This window comes from Saccharothrix mutabilis subsp. mutabilis (genome assembly GCF_039521145.1).
GTDB lineage: Bacteria > Actinomycetota > Actinomycetes > Mycobacteriales > Pseudonocardiaceae > Actinosynnema > Actinosynnema mutabilis.
Genome location: NZ_BAAABU010000005.1, coordinates 301867 through 318730, shown reverse-complemented (window position 1 = coordinate 318730; position 16864 = coordinate 301867). Strand labels below are relative to the sequence as shown.

Annotated in this window: 13 protein-coding genes; 12 read left to right on the top strand and 1 reads right to left on the bottom strand. The window is 72.7% G+C overall.

Annotated elements, in window-relative coordinates:
* Nucleotide 1: 1 nt before the first annotated feature.
* Nucleotides 2-1072, bottom strand: coding sequence for an AAA family ATPase (locus ABD126_RS15470; RefSeq protein ID WP_425542819.1), 1071 nt, complete (start codon nucleotides 1070-1072; stop codon nucleotides 2-4).
* Nucleotides 1073-1581: 509 nt separating this feature from the next.
* Between ABD126_RS15470 and mraZ the strand changes: the two genes are divergently transcribed.
* From mraZ to ABD126_RS15410, 12 genes are all read left to right on the top strand, one after another.
* The gene (gene mraZ, locus ABD126_RS15465; RefSeq protein ID WP_121226791.1) at nucleotides 1582-2013 is read left to right on the top strand and encodes a division/cell wall cluster transcriptional repressor MraZ; all 432 of its coding nucleotides are present in this window, start codon (nucleotides 1582-1584) and stop codon (nucleotides 2011-2013) included.
* A 151-nt stretch (nucleotides 2014-2164) separates the two neighbouring features.
* Nucleotides 2165-3109 carry a 16S rRNA (cytosine(1402)-N(4))-methyltransferase RsmH gene (gene rsmH, locus ABD126_RS15460; protein ID WP_343934507.1) on the top strand — a complete coding sequence of 315 codons (945 nt, stop codon included), beginning with the start codon at nucleotides 2165-2167 and terminating at the stop codon, nucleotides 3107-3109.
* Nucleotides 3106-3753 carry a cell division protein FtsL gene (gene ftsL / locus ABD126_RS15455; RefSeq protein ID WP_343934506.1) on the top strand — a complete coding sequence of 216 codons (648 nt, stop codon included), beginning with the start codon at nucleotides 3106-3108 and terminating at the stop codon, nucleotides 3751-3753. The genes rsmH and ftsL overlap by 4 nt, the downstream gene beginning before the upstream one ends.
* Nucleotides 3753-5651, top strand: a complete 1899-nt coding sequence (locus ABD126_RS15450) for a peptidoglycan D,D-transpeptidase FtsI family protein (protein ID WP_425542818.1) — start codon at nucleotides 3753-3755, stop codon at nucleotides 5649-5651. The genes ftsL and ABD126_RS15450 overlap by 1 nt, the downstream gene beginning before the upstream one ends.
* Before the next feature lie 790 nt (nucleotides 5652-6441).
* A complete protein-coding gene (locus tag ABD126_RS15445; protein ID WP_343934504.1) occupies nucleotides 6442-8037 on the top strand; it encodes a UDP-N-acetylmuramoyl-L-alanyl-D-glutamate--2,6-diaminopimelate ligase in 1596 nt (531 codons plus the stop codon).
* On the top strand, nucleotides 8034-9497 hold the full coding sequence (locus tag ABD126_RS15440; protein WP_343934503.1) for a UDP-N-acetylmuramoyl-tripeptide--D-alanyl-D-alanine ligase: 1464 nt from the start codon (nucleotides 8034-8036) through the stop codon (nucleotides 9495-9497). The genes ABD126_RS15445 and ABD126_RS15440 overlap by 4 nt, the downstream gene beginning before the upstream one ends.
* Nucleotides 9494-10582 (top strand): phospho-N-acetylmuramoyl-pentapeptide-transferase, encoded by a 1089-nt coding sequence (gene mraY, locus ABD126_RS15435; RefSeq protein WP_343934502.1) that lies wholly within the window; start codon nucleotides 9494-9496, stop codon nucleotides 10580-10582. The genes ABD126_RS15440 and mraY overlap by 4 nt, the downstream gene beginning before the upstream one ends.
* A gap of 1 nt (nucleotide 10583) precedes the next feature.
* Entirely contained in the window at nucleotides 10584-11942 is a 1359-nt protein-coding gene (murD, locus tag ABD126_RS15430) for a UDP-N-acetylmuramoyl-L-alanine--D-glutamate ligase (RefSeq protein WP_343934501.1), read from the top strand.
* Nucleotides 11943-12167: 225 nt separating this feature from the next.
* Nucleotides 12168-13604, top strand: coding sequence for a putative lipid II flippase FtsW (ftsW, locus tag ABD126_RS15425; protein WP_343934500.1), 1437 nt, complete (start codon nucleotides 12168-12170; stop codon nucleotides 13602-13604).
* A 28-nt stretch (nucleotides 13605-13632) separates the two neighbouring features.
* On the top strand, nucleotides 13633-14736 hold the full coding sequence (gene murG / locus ABD126_RS15420; RefSeq protein WP_343934499.1) for an undecaprenyldiphospho-muramoylpentapeptide beta-N-acetylglucosaminyltransferase: 1104 nt from the start codon (nucleotides 13633-13635) through the stop codon (nucleotides 14734-14736).
* Nucleotides 14733-16127 carry a UDP-N-acetylmuramate--L-alanine ligase gene (gene murC / locus ABD126_RS15415; RefSeq protein ID WP_425542816.1) on the top strand — a complete coding sequence of 465 codons (1395 nt, stop codon included), beginning with the start codon at nucleotides 14733-14735 and terminating at the stop codon, nucleotides 16125-16127. The genes murG and murC overlap by 4 nt, the downstream gene beginning before the upstream one ends.
* Entirely contained in the window at nucleotides 16124-16852 is a 729-nt protein-coding gene (locus ABD126_RS15410) for a cell division protein FtsQ/DivIB (protein ID WP_343934497.1), read from the top strand. The genes murC and ABD126_RS15410 overlap by 4 nt, the downstream gene beginning before the upstream one ends.
* Nucleotides 16853-16864: the final 12 nt, after the last annotated feature.

The following is a 16864-nucleotide window of genomic DNA, read 5'->3' as shown; positions in this document are numbered from 1 at the left end:
GTCAGCGGTGGTGGCCGTCGCCGTGGCCCGGGGCCGGGTGGCCGCCGGGGTGGCGCTGCACGTTCGCGAGGAACTGGCCGGACGGGTCCATCGCCGCCTGCGGCACCGGCACCCGCTGCAACAGGTTGCGGACCAGGTCCGCCGCCGACCGGCGAGCCGCCTGGGCCTCGGCCGTCAGCACCAGCCGGTGCGCCAGCACGGGCACGGCCACGGCGTGGATGTCGTCGGGCACCACGAAGTCGCGCCCGGCCAGCGCCGCCTGCGCCCGCGCCGCCCGGACCAGCTGCAACGTCGAGCGCGGCGACGCGCCCAGTCTCAGCTCCGGCAGCCGCCGGGTGGCCCCGACCAGCTCCACCGCGTACCGGCGCACCTCGGGCGACAGGTGCACCCGGCGCACCGCGTGCACCAGCTTGAGCACCGTGTCCGCGTCCGAGACCGGGCGCAGGTCGGCCAACGGGTCGTTGCCCGCGTGCTCGTCCACCATCGCCAGCTCGGCCTGCGGGTCGGGGTAGCCGATGGAGACGCGCGCGGTGAACCGGTCCCGCTGCGCCTCGGGGAGGGCGTAGGTGCCCTCCATCTCGATCGGGTTCTGGGTGGCGATCACCATGAACGGCGCGCTGAGCGGGTAGGTGTTCCCGTCCACCGTCACCTGGTGCTCTTCCATGCACTCCAGCAGCGCCGACTGGGTCTTCGGCGACGCCCGGTTGATCTCGTCGCCGACCACGATGTTGGCGAACACCGGGCCGGGGCGGAACTCGAAGTCGTTGTCCTGCCGGTTGTAGATCGACACACCGGTGATGTCGCTGGGCAGCAGGTCCGGGGTGAACTGGATGCGGCTCACCGAACAGTCGATGGACCGCGCCAGGGCCTTGGCCAGCGACGTCTTGCCGACGCCGGGCACGTCCTCCACCAGCAGGTGGCCCTCGGCGAGCAGCGTCACGATGGCGATGCGGACCACGTCCGGCTTGCCGACGATGACCTTCTCGACGTTCGCCGCGATGCGTCCCACCACGGCGTGCAGTTCGGCGAGCACCTCGTCGGGCCGGCTGTGCACGTGGGCCGTGTTGTTCACGTGATTGAGCCCACCGCCCCCGAAAGAGTGTTCGGGCAGCGCGGCTGGCTGGGTACTCGGAGTCACTCGACCTCCCGAAGACCACCGCGACCGGTTCGCGGAGGCGGTGAGCGTTTCACGCAGTGTGTCAAACCGGGGCGAAGCGCCCCACACCGATTGAACATTCTCGTGCCGCTGGTTTCCACGGCCGTCCCCGGCTGCCGGTTCACCCGCTCCCACCACGATTCCCCACCACCCGCCGCGCTGAACCCGATTTGCCCGATTTCGCTGGGCCGTTCGGGTGGGATTTCGAGTCGATCACCGCCCTCGCGGCGGCCGGGGCGCTCGGCTTCCCCCACCACCCCCCACGGTCGTCATCTCCGCTCTACCTGCGTAAACGTTCCCCATCCGGGTGGCTGACCACCCGTTTCAGCGTTGACTGTGGTGAAAAGTGGGGTACTGTGGCGGCCGGTGGGGCAGACGGGGGCCCCACTGCCGGTTCGCCGTCCGGCGGCGGGAGGTGGGTTGCCGTGTTCCTGGGCACGCACCACCCCAGGCTGGACGACAAGGGCCGGCTGACGCTGCCTGCGAAGTTCCGGGACGCGCTAGCGGGGGGTCTCATGGTCACCAAGGGCCAGGACCACTGCCTCTACGTGTTCCCTCGGGCCGAGTTCGAGCAGATGGCGCGCAAGGTCGCGGAGGCGCCGTTCACCAACGAGGCGGTCCGCGCCTACCAGCGCTACCTGTTCGCGGGGACCGATGAGCAGCGGCCGGACGGCCAGGGCCGGGTGTCGATCGCACCGGAACTGCGCCGCTACGCCGGGCTGACCAAGGAGTGCGTGGTCATCGGCGCGGTGAACCGGCTGGAGATCTGGGACGCGCAGGCGTGGCAGCGCTACATGGACGAGCACGAGGACAGCTACGCCGAGGCTCGCGAGGAGGTGCTGCCGGGCGTTTTCTGATGGGCTTGGACGCTTGAGGTTTCGGGTGCCGTGAGGCCTCGGTCCGCTCGGCTTTCGGCCCTGGCGCACCTTCCCCGGCGCCAGGTCCGACGGGCGGGCGGGGACCTGACGACACCCGAATTTTTGTCGGTGGGGGGATGTGGGAGGGGACATGGGCGAGCGGGCGCGGCACGTGCCGGTGCTGCTCGACCGCGTCCTGGGCCTGCTGGCCCCCGCGCTGGCCGACCGGGACGCGGTGTTCGTGGACTGCACGCTCGGCCTGGGCGGGCACTCCGAGGCCGTGCTGCGGGCCCACCCGCGGGTCCACCTGATCGGCCTGGACCGCGACCCGCAGGCGATCGAGCTGGCGCGCGAGCGCCTTGAGCCCTTCGCCGACCGGACGACGTTCGTGCAGACCACCTACGACCACATCGCCGAGGCCGTGGACGGCCCGGTCGACGGCATCCTGATGGACCTCGGCGTCTCCTCGCTGCAACTGGACGCCGAGGAGCGCGGTTTCGCGTACTCGCGGGACGCGCCGCTGGACATGCGGATGAGCGCCGGCACCGGGATGACGGCCGCGGACGTGCTCAACGAGTACTCCGTGGACGACCTGACCCGCATCCTGCGCGACTACGGCGAGGAGCGGTTCGCCCGCAAGATCGCCCAGGCCGTGGCGCGCGAACGCGCCCGCGAGCCGTTCACCAACTCCGGGCGGCTGGTCGAGCTGCTCTACGACGTGGTGCCCGCGGCGACCCGGCGCACCGGCGGCCACCCCGCGAAGCGCACGTTCCAGGCGCTGCGGATCGAGGTCAACGGCGAGCTGGAGTCGCTGCGCCAGGCCCTGCCCGCGGCGCTGTCGGTGCTCGCGGTGGGCGGGCGGATCGTCGTGGAGTCCTACCAGTCGCTGGAAGACCGGATGGTCAAGCGGGCGTTCGCCGACCTGGCCGTCTCCAAGACCCCGCCGGGCCTGCCGGTCGAGCTGCCCGGCCACGGCCCCGAGCTGAAGCTCGTGACCCGGGGCGCCGAGGTGGCGACCGAGCAGGAGATCGAGGACAACCCCAGGGCCGCGCCGGTACGACTCCGGGCGGCGGAACGGATCAGGGAGGCGACATGACCGCACCGGCCCGGACCGGCGGCGTGCCGTCCACCCCCGGCAAGCCGCGCGAGCGCGCCCTGCGCTCGGTGCCCACCCGCTCCCGCTCGGCGGCGGCCGAGCGCGCCTACGCCCGCCGCGAGCAGCGCACCCGCGGCACCGCCGTGACCCGCCGGCCGGTGCCCGCGCCCCGCGCGCCGTTCGTGGTGATGGTGATGGTCGTGCTGGGCGTCGGGATCGCCGCGATCATGTGGCTGTCCACCCAGGCGACCGCCGACTCCTACCGCCTCCAGGACGCGCGGGCGGAGGAGAAGCGCCTGGCCCGCCAGGTCGAGCAGCTGCGCCAGGAGGTGGCGCTGGCCGAGTCGCCGCGCCAACTCGCGGAGGCCGCGGCGCGGCTGGGCCTGGTCCCGGTCGAGGACCCGGCGCGCCTGCGCCAGCTGCCCGACGGGACGATCGAGGTCCACGGCAAGCCGTCGGCCGCCCAGACCCCGACCCCGCCCGCGCCGCCGGCCACGTCCACGCCCCCGCCGGACCCGAACGCGCAGCAACCCCCGGCCGACCCGAACGCCCAGCAGCCGCCGGCCGACCCCAACGCGCAGCGACCACCCGCCGACCCGAACGCACAACAACCACCCGCACAGCAGGTGCCCGGAGGTCAGTGATGCCAGGGCCCACCAGGGGGAGGCCCACCAGGCGGCCGTTGTCGGTCCGCGCGCCCAAGCGGCGCCGGGGCGGCAACAGCAGGGTCCGCATCGCCGTCGGCCGGCTGCTGCTGGTCGGCGCGCTGGTGCTGGCCGGGCTCAAGCTCGTCCAGGTGCAGGGCTTCCAGGCCGAAGCCCTGTCCAAGCAGGCGGAGGAGCAGCGCGCCACGCAGATCGACGTCCCGGCGGCGCGCGGCTCCATCACCGACCGCAACGGCAACCAGCTGGCGTTCAGCGTGGAGGCCCGCCAGCTCTACGCCGTTCCGCAGCTGACCCGCACGAAGTGGGCCAAGGCGCAGGAGGCCGACCCGAAGATCGGCTCCTACGAGGACTGGGCGCGCGGCGTCGCGAAGTTCATCCAGGACACGCTCGGCACCGAGGTCAACGGCCAGAAGACCGACGAGCAGACGATGTACTCGCTGATCACCAAGGACATCACCTACGTCGAGCTGGTCGACAACATCGACCCGGCGAAGGCGGCGGCGATCACCGAGAAGTACGCCGACATCGGCCAGGAGTACCGTGCGGTCCGCGTGTACCCCAACGGCGAGCTGGCGTCGAACATCATCGGCGCGGCGAACTGGCGCGAGGACCAGGAGCCGCCCGCCACGCACGGCGTGCTGGGCCTGGAGAACTCGCAGGACAACCTGCTCGCCGGCCGCATGGGCCGCCGGGTCGTGGACACCATGCAGGGCAACAACGACGTGGTGATCCCCGGGCCGGGCCGGTCCCGCGAGCTGGCCGCCGCCGTGCCGGGCCGCAGCCTGGAGCTGACCCTCGACGTGGACACGCAGTACGCGTTGCAGCGCATGGTCACCGACTACACGGCCAAGTCCGGCGCGAAGACCGGTTCGGCGGTGGTGCTCGACTCGCGCACCGGCGAGATCCTGGCGATGGCCAACGACAAGACGTTCGACCCCAACGACTTCGGCAAGGCCTCCGAGGACCAGCTGCGCAACGCGGCGGTGTCGTCGGTGTTCGAGCCGGGGTCGGTGAACAAGATCGTGACGGCGGCGACGGCCATCGAGGACGGCATCTACCAGCCGGACAGCGTGCTGACCGTCGACTACACGATCAAGGTGGCCGATCGGACCATCAAGGACTCGGTGTTCCACCCGACCCAGGACATGACGTTCACCGGCGTGTTCGCGAAGTCCTCCAACGTCGGCACGCTGATGGCGGCGCAGAAGATCGGCGAGGACCGCTACGCGGACATGCTGCGCAAGTTCGGCCTGGGCAAGCGAACCCAGTCCGGCCTGCCCGGCGAGGAGTCCGGCTCGGTCCCGCCGCGCAACCAGTGGTCCGGCTCGACGTTCGGCAACCTCCCCATCGGCCAGGGCCTGAACATGACCCTGTTGCAGATGACCGGCATGTACCAGGCGATCGCGAACGACGGCGTCCGCGTCCCGCCGCGCATCATCCGAGCGGAGGTCGACCAGAACGGCGCCCGCAAGGAAGCCGAGCGCCCGGAAGAAGTCCGCGTGGTGTCCCCGCAAACGGCGAAGACGGTCCGCGACATGTTCCGCGCGGTGGTCCAGAACGAGCCGGGCCAGACGGGCACCGGCCCGTCGGCGGCCCTGGCCGGCTACCAGGTGTCGGGCAAGACGGGGACGGCTCAGCAGGTGGACCCGAAGTGCGGGTGCTACAGCCAGACTTCGTACTGGATCACGTTCGCGGGGATCTTCCCGGCGGACAACCCGAGGTACGTCGTGGGCATCATGCTGGACGCGCCGAGCGGCGGCGGGCAGTACAGCGCGTCGGCCGCGCCGTTGTTCCACGACATCGCTTCGTACTTGGCCCAGCGGTTCCAGGTGCCGATGTCGGCGGAAGAGGCTCCCGTCATGCAACTGGTCCTCTGACCCGCCTCGGCGCCCCGCGCAGCGGGCCTCGCCCTCGGCACGCGCAGCGCGCCCGCTTTTGGGCTTTTCCGTCCTCCCCGTATGGCCTGCCCGAAGGGCTACCACAGATTCGCCTGGGTGCAGCCGAAATTTTTGTGAGGAACGAGCAAAAATTTTAGCGGCACCCAGGCGAATCTGTGGTTGGCTCCGCCAGGCCATACGGGGAGGACGGAAAAGCCCCCTCTTTTTCTTTTCCTCCCCCGGCGGCCTGCCCGCCGGCGAGGCTCTTTTATGCTTTGAACTCACGCTTCGCTGCTCAAGCCCACGCTTCGCGGGTCCTCGCCGGACGCGCTCCGCTCTCTTGACCTCGAACGCGCTTCGCGCTGTAGAGCGACGCGCTGGCGCGCTCTCAAGATCAAAAGCTAAAAGCGGCTGGGGAGGCCTCCAGTGGGGGGAAGGGCCTGCGTGTTCCCCACCGCATGACCTGGCGGAGCCGACCACAGATTGCCGGGGTCGGTCGAAAAACTTTTGCTCGTTCCTCGCAAAACTTTTTGGCCCGACCCCGGAAATCTGTGGTAGCCCTTCGGGCAGGTCATACGGTGGGGAACACGGAGGCCCCTTGTGGCTGGGAGCCCAGCCCGCCGCTGCGCGGCGAAAAGCGGCGGCGGTCGTGGGATGGGTGTGGCTTGTTGCCGGCGGGTGGCGGTTGTGAATGGCGGGTGCGGGTGGCGTGCGGCGGGTGTGGGTGGCGTGGCCTCCGGCCCCCGATGCCATGGTCGCACGGCGGTACGACGGTTTCTGCTGGCAATGAATGGTTTTCGTGTCCGCAGTGGACGTGGTGGGTGAACACTCTCCGTGCGCCGGTAGCCTTCCGCGCGTGCCTGCCAAGCTTGAGGGCAAGGTCGCGACCGCCCCGCCTCGCCCCTCCCGCGTCCAGCCCGTCGCCGTGTCCGAACTCGCCTCGACCGTGGACGCGCACCTCACCGCGCCCGATCGGGCGCACACCCCCGTTTCCGGAGTGACGTTGCGCGCCCAGCACGTCCAGGCCGGGGACCTGTTCGCCGCGCTGCCCGGGGCTCGGGCGCACGGTGCGGACTTCGCCGACCAAGCCGTCGCTCGCGGAGCGGTGGCGGTGTTGACCGACGAGGTCGGCGCGGCGAAGGTGCGGGGGGTGCCCGTGCTGGTGCACCCGGACCCGCGTGAGGTGTTGGGGGCGTTGGCCGCCCGCGTCTACGGTGAGCCCGCCACGAAGGTCGCGGTGTGGGGGGTCACCGGCACGTCCGGCAAGACCACCACCAGCTACATGGTCGAGTCCGCGTTGCGCGCCGCCGGGCGCACGACCGGGTTGATCGGCACGGTCGAGACGCGCATCGCCGGGGAGCGGCTGGACAGCGCGCTCACCACGCCCGAAGCGCCCGACCTGCACGCGCTGCTCGCCGTCATGGCCGAGCGCGGGGTCACCGACGTGACCATGGAGGTCTCCAGCCACGCCCTGCGCCTGGGGCGGGTCGGCGGGGTCGGGTTCGCGGTCGCCGGGTTCACCAACCTGTCGCAGGACCACCTCGACTTCCACCCGGACATGGAGGACTACTTCCAGACCAAGGCGCTGCTGTTCGACGGCCGCGCGCGGCGCGAGGTCGTGTGCGTGGACGGGGAGTGGGGGCGTCGCCTGGTCAAGCCGGGCACCGTCACCGTGTCCACCACCGGCGAGGCCGACTGGACGGCCTCGGGCATCAGCGTGTCCGCGACCGGTGAGCAGCGGTTCACCGCGCACGGGCCGGACGGTCTGGTGTTCGACGTCGAACTGCGGCTGCCGGGTGAGTTCAACGTCGCCAACGCGCTGCTGGCCACCGCCCTGCTGCACCTCCAAGGGGTTGACGTCGAGTCCATCGTGCGCGGGCTGGCGGACGTCCAGGTGCCGGGCCGGATGCAGCGGGTCGACGAGGGGCAGGACTTCACCGCCGTCGTCGACTACTCGCACAAGCCGCAGGCCGTGGCGCTCGCGCTGGACGCCGTCCGGGCCCGTGCCACCGGCCGGATCATCACGGTGCTCGGCTGCGGCGGCGACCGGGACACCGCGAAGCGCCCGCTGATGGGCGAGGAGGCGGCTCGGCGCAGTGACGTGCTGATCGTCACCGACGACAACCCGCGCAGCGAGGACCCGGCCGCGATCCGGGCCGCGATGCTGGCGGGCGCCCTGAACGTGCCCGACGGCGACCGCGGCGAGGTGCTGGAGATCGGCGACCGCCGCGCGGCGATCGAGCACGCCGTGAACCTCGCCCGGCCCGGTGACGTGGTCGTGGTGGCGGGCAAGGGCCACGAGACCGGTCAGGAGGTGGCGGGCGTCGTGCACCCGTTCTCCGACGCCGACACCCTCGCGCACGCGATCAGAGAGGTCCGCCGGTGATCCCGCTCAGCCTGGCCGAGATCGCCGACGCCGTCGGCGGCGCCCTGCACGGCACCGACGGGACGCCGGTGGTCACCGGCACCGTCGAGTTCGACACCCGGAAGATCACGCCCGGCGGCCTGTTCCTAGCCCTGCCCGGCGAACGCGTCGACGGCCACGACTTCGCCGCCCAGGCCGTCGCCCAGGGCGCGGCGGGCGTCCTCGCCGGTCGCCCGGTGGACGGCGTTCCGACCGTCGTCGCACCCCCCGCCGAGAAGGGGCACGGCAACGCCTACGTGCTGTCCGGGGACAAGGACGGCGCGGGCGCGGCGGTGCTGGCGGCGCTGGCCAAGCTCGCCCGGCACGTCGTGGACCGGCTCCCCGACCTCACCGTGATCGGCGTCACGGGCTCGTCCGGCAAGACCTCCACCAAGGACCTCATCGCCCAGGTGCTGGCCCCGCTGGGCCCGACCATCGCGCCGCCCGGGTCGTTCAACAACGAACTCGGCCACCCCTGGACGGTCCTGCGCGCCGACGAGTCCACCCGGTTCCTGGTGCTCGAACTGTCCGCGCGCGGTCGCGGGCACATCGCCGCGCTGTGCACGGTCGCCCCGCCCAAGGTCGGCGCGGTGCTCAACGTCGGCAGCGCCCACCTCGGCGAGTTCGGCTCCCGGGAGGGCATCGCCCAGGCCAAGGGCGAACTGGTCGAGGCGCTCCCGGCCGACGGGATCGCGGTGCTCAACGCCGACGACCCGCTGGTCGCCGGCATGGCGCCCCGCACGGCGGCCAACGTCGTCCTGGTCGGCGAGCACCCCAACGCCGAGGTCCGCGCCGTGGACGTCGAGCTGGACGCCACCGCCCGCGCCGCGTTCACGCTGGTCGCGCCGCAGGGGCAGGCGCGCGTGCGGCTCGCCGTGCACGGCCCGCACCAGGTCGGCAACGCCCTCACCGCCGCCGCGATCGCCCTGCGCCTGGGCGCGACCCCCGAGCAGGTCGCCGACGCGCTCGGCCAAGCCGAACGGGTTTCCGCGCATCGCATGGCGGTCTCCGAACGTCCTGACGGTGTGACGATCGTCAACGACGCCTACAACGCCAACCCGGAGTCGGTGCGCGCGGCGCTCAAGTCGCTCGCCACCATCTCGCGGGCCACCACCCCCGCCCGGCGCAGTTGGGCCGTCCTCGGCCCCATGGCCGAGCTGGGCGAAGACCACGTCCGCGCGCACGACGAGATCGGCAGGCTCGCCGTGCGCCTGGACATCAACAAGCTGGTCGTCGTCGGGGACCAAGCCCGCCCGATGCACCAGGGCGCGCACCTGGAAGGATCATGGGGCGAAGAAGCGGTATTGGTGCCCGATGTGGCGGCGGCCGTGGAGCTGCTGCGCGACCAGGTGCGTCCGGGTGACGTCGTGCTGGTGAAGGCATCCAACTCATACGGCCTGTGGCGGGTTGCCGAGGCCCTCCTGGAGGCGGTCAGCAAGTGAAGAGCATCCTCATCGCGGCGGCCATCGCGCTGATCGCGTCGATCATGCTGACGCCGTACCTGATCAAGATCTTCTCGCGGCAGGGCTTCGGCCAGGAGATCCGCGAAGAGGGCCCGCAGCACCACAAGACCAAGCGCGGCACGCCCACCATGGGCGGTGTGGCCATCCTGGTCGCGATGTGGGCGGGCTACCTCGGCGCGCACCTGGTGAACTCGATGTCCGCGTCGGCGGCCGAGCAGACGCCCAGCGCGTCCGGCCTGCTCGTGCTCATGCTCACCACGTCGCTGGGTGTCGTCGGCTTCCTCGACGACTTCATCAAGATCCGCAAGCAGCGCAACCTCGGTCTGAACAAGACGGCCAAGCTGGTCGGCCAGTTCGTCGCCACGATCATCTTCGCCGTCCTGGTCATGCAGTTCCCGAACAAGGACGGCCTCACGCCCGCGTCGGTGAACCTGTCGTTCGTGCGCGACATCGCGGTGGTGTCGTTCGGCGTGGTCGGGTTCGTGGTGTTCTGCTACGCGGCGATCTCCGCGTGGTCCAACGCGGTCAACCTCACCGACGGCCTGGACGGCCTCGCGGGCGGCACGTCCGCGATGGTGCTCGGCACGTACGTGGTGATCAGCTTCTGGCAGTTCCGCTACAACTGCTCGAACCTGCTGGTGGCCGGCTGCTACGACGTGCGCGACCCGCTGGACCTGGCGCTGGTGGCCGCCGCCGCGATGGCGGGCTGCATCGGCTTCCTGTGGTGGAACGCCGCGCCGGCCAAGATCTTCATGGGCGACACGGGGTCGCTGGCGCTGGGCGGCCTGGTCGCGGGCCTGTCCATCGCGACGCGCACCGAGCTGCTGATGGTCGTGATCGGCGGCATCTTCGTGGTCGAGGCGCTGTCGGTGGTGCTGCAGGTGGCGGTGTTCCGGACGTCGCGGCGGCGGTTGTTCCGCATGGCGCCGTTCCACCACCACTTCGAGCTGGCCGGGTGGGCGGAGACCACGGTCATCATCCGGTTCTGGCTGATGGCGGGCATGTGCTGCATGCTCGGCCTGGGCCTGTTCTACAGCGAGTGGCTCACCGCGGCGGGGAGCTGACGTGGGGTTCCTGGCCGGCCGTGACGTCCTGGTCGCCGGCGCGGGCGTGACCGGCCGGTCCGCCGCCGAGGCGTTGCTGGCGGCGGGGGCGTCGGTGACCGTGACCGACTCCTCCGCCGACCGGCTGAGCGCCCTGGAGCCGCTGCTGCCCGGGGTCGCGCTGGTGCCGGGCCTGGTCGCGCCGCCGCCGTCGGCGGAGCTGGTCGTGACCTCGCCCGGGTGGCGTCCGGACAGCCCGTTGCTGGTGGCGTCGCGGGCGGCGGGGCTGGAGGTCGTCGGCGAGGTCGAGCTGGCGTGGCGGATGGGCCTGGAACTGGCCGACCCGCCCGCGTGGCTCGCGGTGACCGGCACGAACGGCAAGACCACGACGGTGGGGATGCTGGAGTCGATCCTGCGGGCGGCCGGCATCGACGCGGTGGCGTGCGGCAACGTCGGCCTGCCGGTGGTGGACGCCCTGCTGGCCGGGCACCGGGTGCTCGCGGTGGAGCTGTCGAGCTTCCAGCTGCACTGGTCGCCGTCGGTGCGGCCGGCCGCCGGGGTGCTGCTGAACCTGGCCGAGGACCACCTGGACTGGCACGGCTCGTTCGCCGCTTACGCGGAGGCGAAGGCCCAGGTGCTCACCGGCGACGTCGCCGTGGCCGGCGTGGACGACCCCCACGTGGCCGGGCTGCTGTCGGCTTCGCCGTCGCCGGCGCACGTCGGTTTCACGCTGGGCGCGCCCGAGGAGGGGCAGCTCGGCGTGGTGGACGGGAACCTGGTGGACCGGGCGTTCGGTCCGGACGCGGTGCTGGCGGCGGTGTCGGACGTGCGGCCGGCGGGGCCGCCGGGGCTGTCCGACGCGTTGGCCGCCGCGGCGTTGGCCCGGGCGCACGGTGTGTCGGCGGAGGCCGTGCGGCAGGGGTTGCGCGATTTCCGGCCCGGGGCGCACCGGGCGGAAGTCGTGGCGGTGGTCGAGGGCGTCACGTACGTCAACGACTCGAAGGCGACCAACCCGCATGCGGCTGCGGCGTCGTTGCGGTCCTACGAGAGCGTCGTGTGGGTCGCGGGCGGGTTGTTGAAGGGCGCGTCGGTCGACGAGTTGGTGCGGGCCGAGGCGTTCCGGATGCGCGGGGCGGTGCTGATCGGGGCGGACCGCGAGGTGATCGCGGCGGCTTTGGCGAAGTACGCGCCTTCCGTGCCGGTGGCGGTGCTGGAGGCGGCGACCATGCGCGACGCCGTGCGGGCCGCCCGGTCGATGGCGCGGGCCGGGGACGCGGTGGTGTTGGCTCCGGCGGCGGCGTCGATGGACATGTTCAGCGACTACGCGCACCGGGGGCAGGCGTTCGCGGAGGCGGTGCGGGAGCTGACGGGCCAGGGCTGAGCGAGCCGGCGTGGCCTCCGGCCCCCGGTTCCATTGTCCCATCGGGGACCGACAGGATCGGGTGGCGGAGCTGAGGGGCGGCTGGCGGGGGATTCGGTCGGGGGCGCAACCGGGGGTGGGTTTCGGGCGTCCCACGGGTAGGTAACCCGCGTGACTGCGGTCGCGTCTGGGCGACACGCGGTGGATTTTCGGCTTTCGCCGTGCGATGCGGGAGACGATGGGCGCATGACAGCGGTGGACAGAGCGGTGGAGCGGGGGGCGCGGCCCAAGCGCACGGTCAAGGTGGTCGCCGTGCGCAGTGCCCTCACCGCCTGGTTGGGCCGGCCGCTCGCCGACTTCCACCTGCTGCTCGCGATCTTCGGCCTGCTGACCGTGCTGGGCCTGGTGATGGTGCTGTCCGCGTCCGCGCCCGGCGAGGTCGCGGACGGGGCCTCGGCCTACAGCGTCTTCCAGAAGCAGTTGCTGTACGTGGTGGTCGGGGCGGTGCTGTTCCTGATCGTGCTGCGCATCCCGCTGCGGACCGTCCGGCAGAGCAGCATGATGGCGATGCTCGCGTGCGTGATCATGCTCGGCCTGGTCCTCACTCCACTCGGGACGGTCGCGGGCGGCGCGCAGTCCTGGTTCACCGTGGGGCCCGTGTCGTTCCAGCCGATCGAGGCGGCGAAGCTCGCGATGGCCCTGTGGGGCGCGCACGTGCTCGTCACCAAGCGTGCGCTGCTGGACCAGTACCGGCACCTGCTCGTGCCCGTGGTCCCGGTGGCGTTGTTGGTGTTCGCGCTGGTGATGCTCCAGCCCGACCTCGGCGGCACGATCACGCTCGGCGTCGTCCTGGTCAGCCTGATGTGGTTCGTGGGCGCGCCGATGCGGTTGTTCGGCGTGATCGCGGTCGGCGCTGCGGCGGGGGCGGCGGTGCTCGCGGTCGGCGCGACCTACCGGCTCCAGCGCGTGCTGACCTACCTCGACCCCGACAAGGACCCGACCGGCGCGGGGCTCCAGGCGCGGCAGGCGATGTTCGCCTTGGCGGAGGGCGGGTTCTTCGGCAAGGGCCTGACCAACGGCAGTTCCAAGTGGCGTTACCTGCCGAACGTGCACAGCGACTTCATCTTCGCCGTGATCGGCGAGGAACTCGGGTTCATCGGCTGCCTGCTGGTGCTGGGCCTGTTCGGGTTGCTCGCCGTGGTGGGCCTGCGGATCGCCGCGCGCAACACCGACCCGTGGATCCGGCTGGTGTCCGCGACGCTCACCGTCTGGCTGGTGGCGCAGGCCGCGATCAACATCGGCTACGTCGTGCGGCTGCTCCCGGTCACCGGCATCACGCTGCCCATGATCTCCTCCGGCGGCACGTCGATCGTCACCACGATGGTCGTGTTCGGCATCCTGGCCAACTGCGCGCGCCACGAGCCGGAAGCGGTGTCCGCGCTGCGCTCGCTGGGTCCCGGCCGCGTCGGCGGCGTGCTGAAGCTGCCCGCCCCGGAGGCCTACAAGCCGCCGCCCAAGCGCCGGCCCGTCCGACCGTCCACCCCGCCGCGCGGGCGCAAGGCCGCGCCGCCGCCGGTGGACGAACGGAGGATGGCCGGCCGTCACGCTCCGCCGTCGGAGTACCGTCGGCGCGACTCGCGCCGGGCGACCCAGGACCGGTCCCGGCGCCGCGACGGGCGCTAGCCCGCCCCACGACACAAGGAGGAAGTGCGTGACCGGGGTTCCCCAGCAGGCCGGACCGTGCGTGGTGGTCGCCGGAGGCGGCACCGCCGGGCACATCGAGCCAGCCCTGGCCCTGGCCGACGCGGTCAAGCGGCTGCGGCCCGACGCGCGAGTGATCGCGCTGGGCACCGAGCGCGGGCTGGAGAACAAGCTCGTGCCCGCCCGCGGCTACCCGCTTGAGCTGATCCCGCCGGTGCCGATGCCGCGCAAGCCGTCGCCCGACCTGTTGAAGCTGCCGCTGCGCGTGCGGGAGTCGGTGAAGCGCACCCGCGAGGTGCTGGAGCGCCACCACGCCGACGTCGTCGTCGGCTTCGGCGGCTACGTCTCGCTGCCCGCCTACCTCGCCGCGCGCGGCCGGGTGCCGATCGTCGTGCACGAGGCCAACGCCAAGGCGGGGCTCGCGAACAAGGTCGGCGCGAAGTTCGCCGAGCGCGTCGCCGCCGCCGTGCCCGACTCGGGCCTGACCGACGCCGAGATCATCGGCATCCCGCTGCGGCACTCGATCACCACTCTGGACCGGGCCGCCCTGCGCGGCCAGGCCCGCGCCCACTTCGGCCTCGACCCCAACGCCCCGACGCTGCTGGTGTTCGGCGGCTCGCAGGGCGCGCGGTCGATCAACAACGCGGTGTCCGGCGCGGCGCAGGCGTTCGCGCGGGCCGGGATCGGCGTGCTGCACGCCCACGGCCCGAAGAACTCCGTCGCCGTGCAGGCGGTGCCCGGCGCGCCCGCGTACGTGCCGGTGCCCTACCTGGAGCGGATGGACCTCGCCTACGCCGCCGCCGACGCGGTGCTGTGCCGGTCCGGCGCGATGACCGTCGCCGAGGTGTCCGCCGTGGGCCTGCCCGCGGTGTTCGTGCCGCTGCCGCACGGCAACGGCGAGCAGGCCCTCAACGCGGGCCCCGTGGTCGGCGCGGGCGGCGGCATCCTGGTCCCCGACGAGCAGCTGACCCCGGACTGGGTCGCGCGGCACGTCGTCCCGCTGGTCGCCGACCGCGACCGGCTGGCCGCGATGACCACCGCCACCCTGAGCACCGGCCACCGCGAGGCCGACGAGGTGCTCGCCCGGATCGTCCTGGATGTGATCAAGAAGTGAACGTGCTGGAACGGGTCCACCTGGTCGGCATCGGCGGGGCGGGCATGAGCGGCATCGCCCGGATCCTGCTCGCGCGCGGCGCGCACGTGTCCGGCTCCGACGCCAAGGACTCCCGCACCGTCCTGGCGCTGCGGGCGCAGGGCGCGCACATCGCCGTCGGCCACGCGGCCGAGCACCTCGACCTGCTCGACGGCGGTCCCACCTCCGTCGTGGTGTCCACGGCCATCCGCGAGGACAACCCCGAGCTGGCGGCGGCCCGCGAGCGCGGCGTGGTCGTGCTGCGCCGCGCCGAGGCCCTGGCCGCGCTGATGCTCGACCACCGGGTCGCGTGCGTGGCCGGCACCCACGGCAAGACGTCCACCACGTCCATGCTCACCGTGGCGTTGCAGCACTGCCGCATGGACCCGTCCTTCGCCATCGGCGGCGACCTCAACGAGTCCGGCGCCAACGCCCACCAGGGCACCGGCGGGGTCTTCGTGGCCGAGGCCGACGAGAGCGACGGGTCGTTCCTGTACTTCGCGCCGTCGGTGGCGGTGGTGACCAACGTCGAGGCCGACCACCTCGACCACCACGGCACGGTCGAGGCCTACACGGCCGTGTTCGGCTCGTTCCTGGAGCGGATCGAGCCCGGCGGCGTGCTGATCGCGTGCGTGGACGACCCGGGCGCGAAGGCGCTGGCCGACCGCGCCAGGGGCCTCGGCCTGCGGGTCCGCCCCTACGGCCGCACCGCGACCGGCGAGGGCGCGGCGACCCTGGTGGACTACCGGCCCGAGGACGGCGGCGGCATCGCCGTGCTGGACCTCGACGGCGAGAAGCTCGACGTGCGGGTGGCCGTGCCCGGCGAGCACATGGCGGGCAACGCGATCGCCGCCCTGCTGGCCGCGCTGGAGCTGGGCGCGGACCGCGACTGCGTGCTGGAGGGCCTGGGCGCGTTCGGCGGCGTGCGGCGGCGGTTCGAGTTCAAGGGCCGCGCCGCCGGGGTCCGCGTCTACGACGACTACGCCCACCACCCCACCGAGGTCGCCGCGCAGCTCACCGCCGCCCGGCCGGTCGCGGGGGAGGGCAAGCTGGTCGTGGTGTTCCAGCCGCACCTGTACTCGCGGACCCGGCTGTTCGCCGACGAGTTCGGCGCCGCGCTGGGCCTGGCGGACGAGGTCGTGGTCCTGGACGTCTACGGCGCGCGGGAGGACCCGGAACCGGGCGTGACCGGCGCGCTGGTGGCCGGGACCGTGCCGCTGGAGCAGGACCGGGTGCACTACGAGCCGTCGTTCGACCGGGTGCCCGCGCTGGTTGCGGGCCTGGTCGGCGAGGGCGACGTGGTGGTGACCATGGGCGCGGGCGACGTGACCATGCTCGGCCCGGAGATCGTCGGGGAGCTGGACCGGGCATGACGACCCAGACGGCGCGCCGCCGCACCGCCTCCGCGTCGCGGCGGCGCCCGTCCCGGCGCGGAGGGCCCTCCCGGCGCGTGGTGCTGCGCCGCCGGGCGGTGGCGCTGCTGTCCGTGCTGTCCGTGGTCGGCCTGGTCGTCGCCGTCTGGTTCACGCCGCTGCTGGGCGTGCGGCGGGTGGACGTCGCCGGCACCGTCGAGCTGACCGCCGACCAGGTCCGCGCCGCCGCCGCGGTCGAGCCGGGCTCGCCGCTGGTCCGGCTGGACGTCGACGGGATCGCCGAGCGCGTGCGCGGGCTGTCCCGGGTGGCGGCCGTGCGGGTGGAGCGCTCCCTGCCGGGCACCGTGCTGCTCACCGTGGACGAGCGCACCCCGGTCGCCGTGGTGAACGCAGGCGACGGCGCGCACCTGGTGGACGCCACCGGCCGGGACTACGCGACCGTCGCCCAGCCGCCGGCCGGGCTGCCGGAGCTCAAGGCCGAGGGCAAGGGGCGGCCGGCGGCCGTCGCGGTGCTGGTCGCGCTGCCCGAGCCGTTGCGCCGGGAAGTCCTGGCGGTGTCGGCGACGTCGGGAGCCGACGTGCGGCTGACCCTGACCGCCGGGCGCGAGGTGCGGTGGGGCTCGCCGGACGACACGCCGCGCAAGGCCGCGGTCGTCGAGGTGCTGATGACCCGCGACGGCTCGGTGTTCGACGTCTCCAGCCCGGAGCTGCCGACCGTCTCGTGATCTTCACCACGG

Bases quoted from the DNA above. Each gene is read 5' to 3' on its own strand.
- rsmH (WP_343934507.1), top strand. From the start codon at position 2,165: ATGGGCGAGCGGGCGCGGCACGTGCCGGTGCTGCTCGACCGCGTCCTG.
- ftsL (WP_343934506.1), top strand. From the start codon at position 3,106: ATGACCGCACCGGCCCGGACCGGCGGCGTGCCGTCCACCCCCGGCAAG.
- ABD126_RS15450 (WP_425542818.1), top strand. From the start codon at position 3,753: ATGCCAGGGCCCACCAGGGGGAGGCCCACCAGGCGGCCGTTGTCGGTC.
- ABD126_RS15445 (WP_343934504.1), top strand. From the start codon at position 6,442: ATGGTTTTCGTGTCCGCAGTGGACGTGGTGGGTGAACACTCTCCGTGC.
- ftsW (WP_343934500.1), top strand. From the start codon at position 12,168: ATGACAGCGGTGGACAGAGCGGTGGAGCGGGGGGCGCGGCCCAAGCGC.
- ABD126_RS15410 (WP_343934497.1), top strand. From the start codon at position 16,124: ATGACGACCCAGACGGCGCGCCGCCGCACCGCCTCCGCGTCGCGGCGG.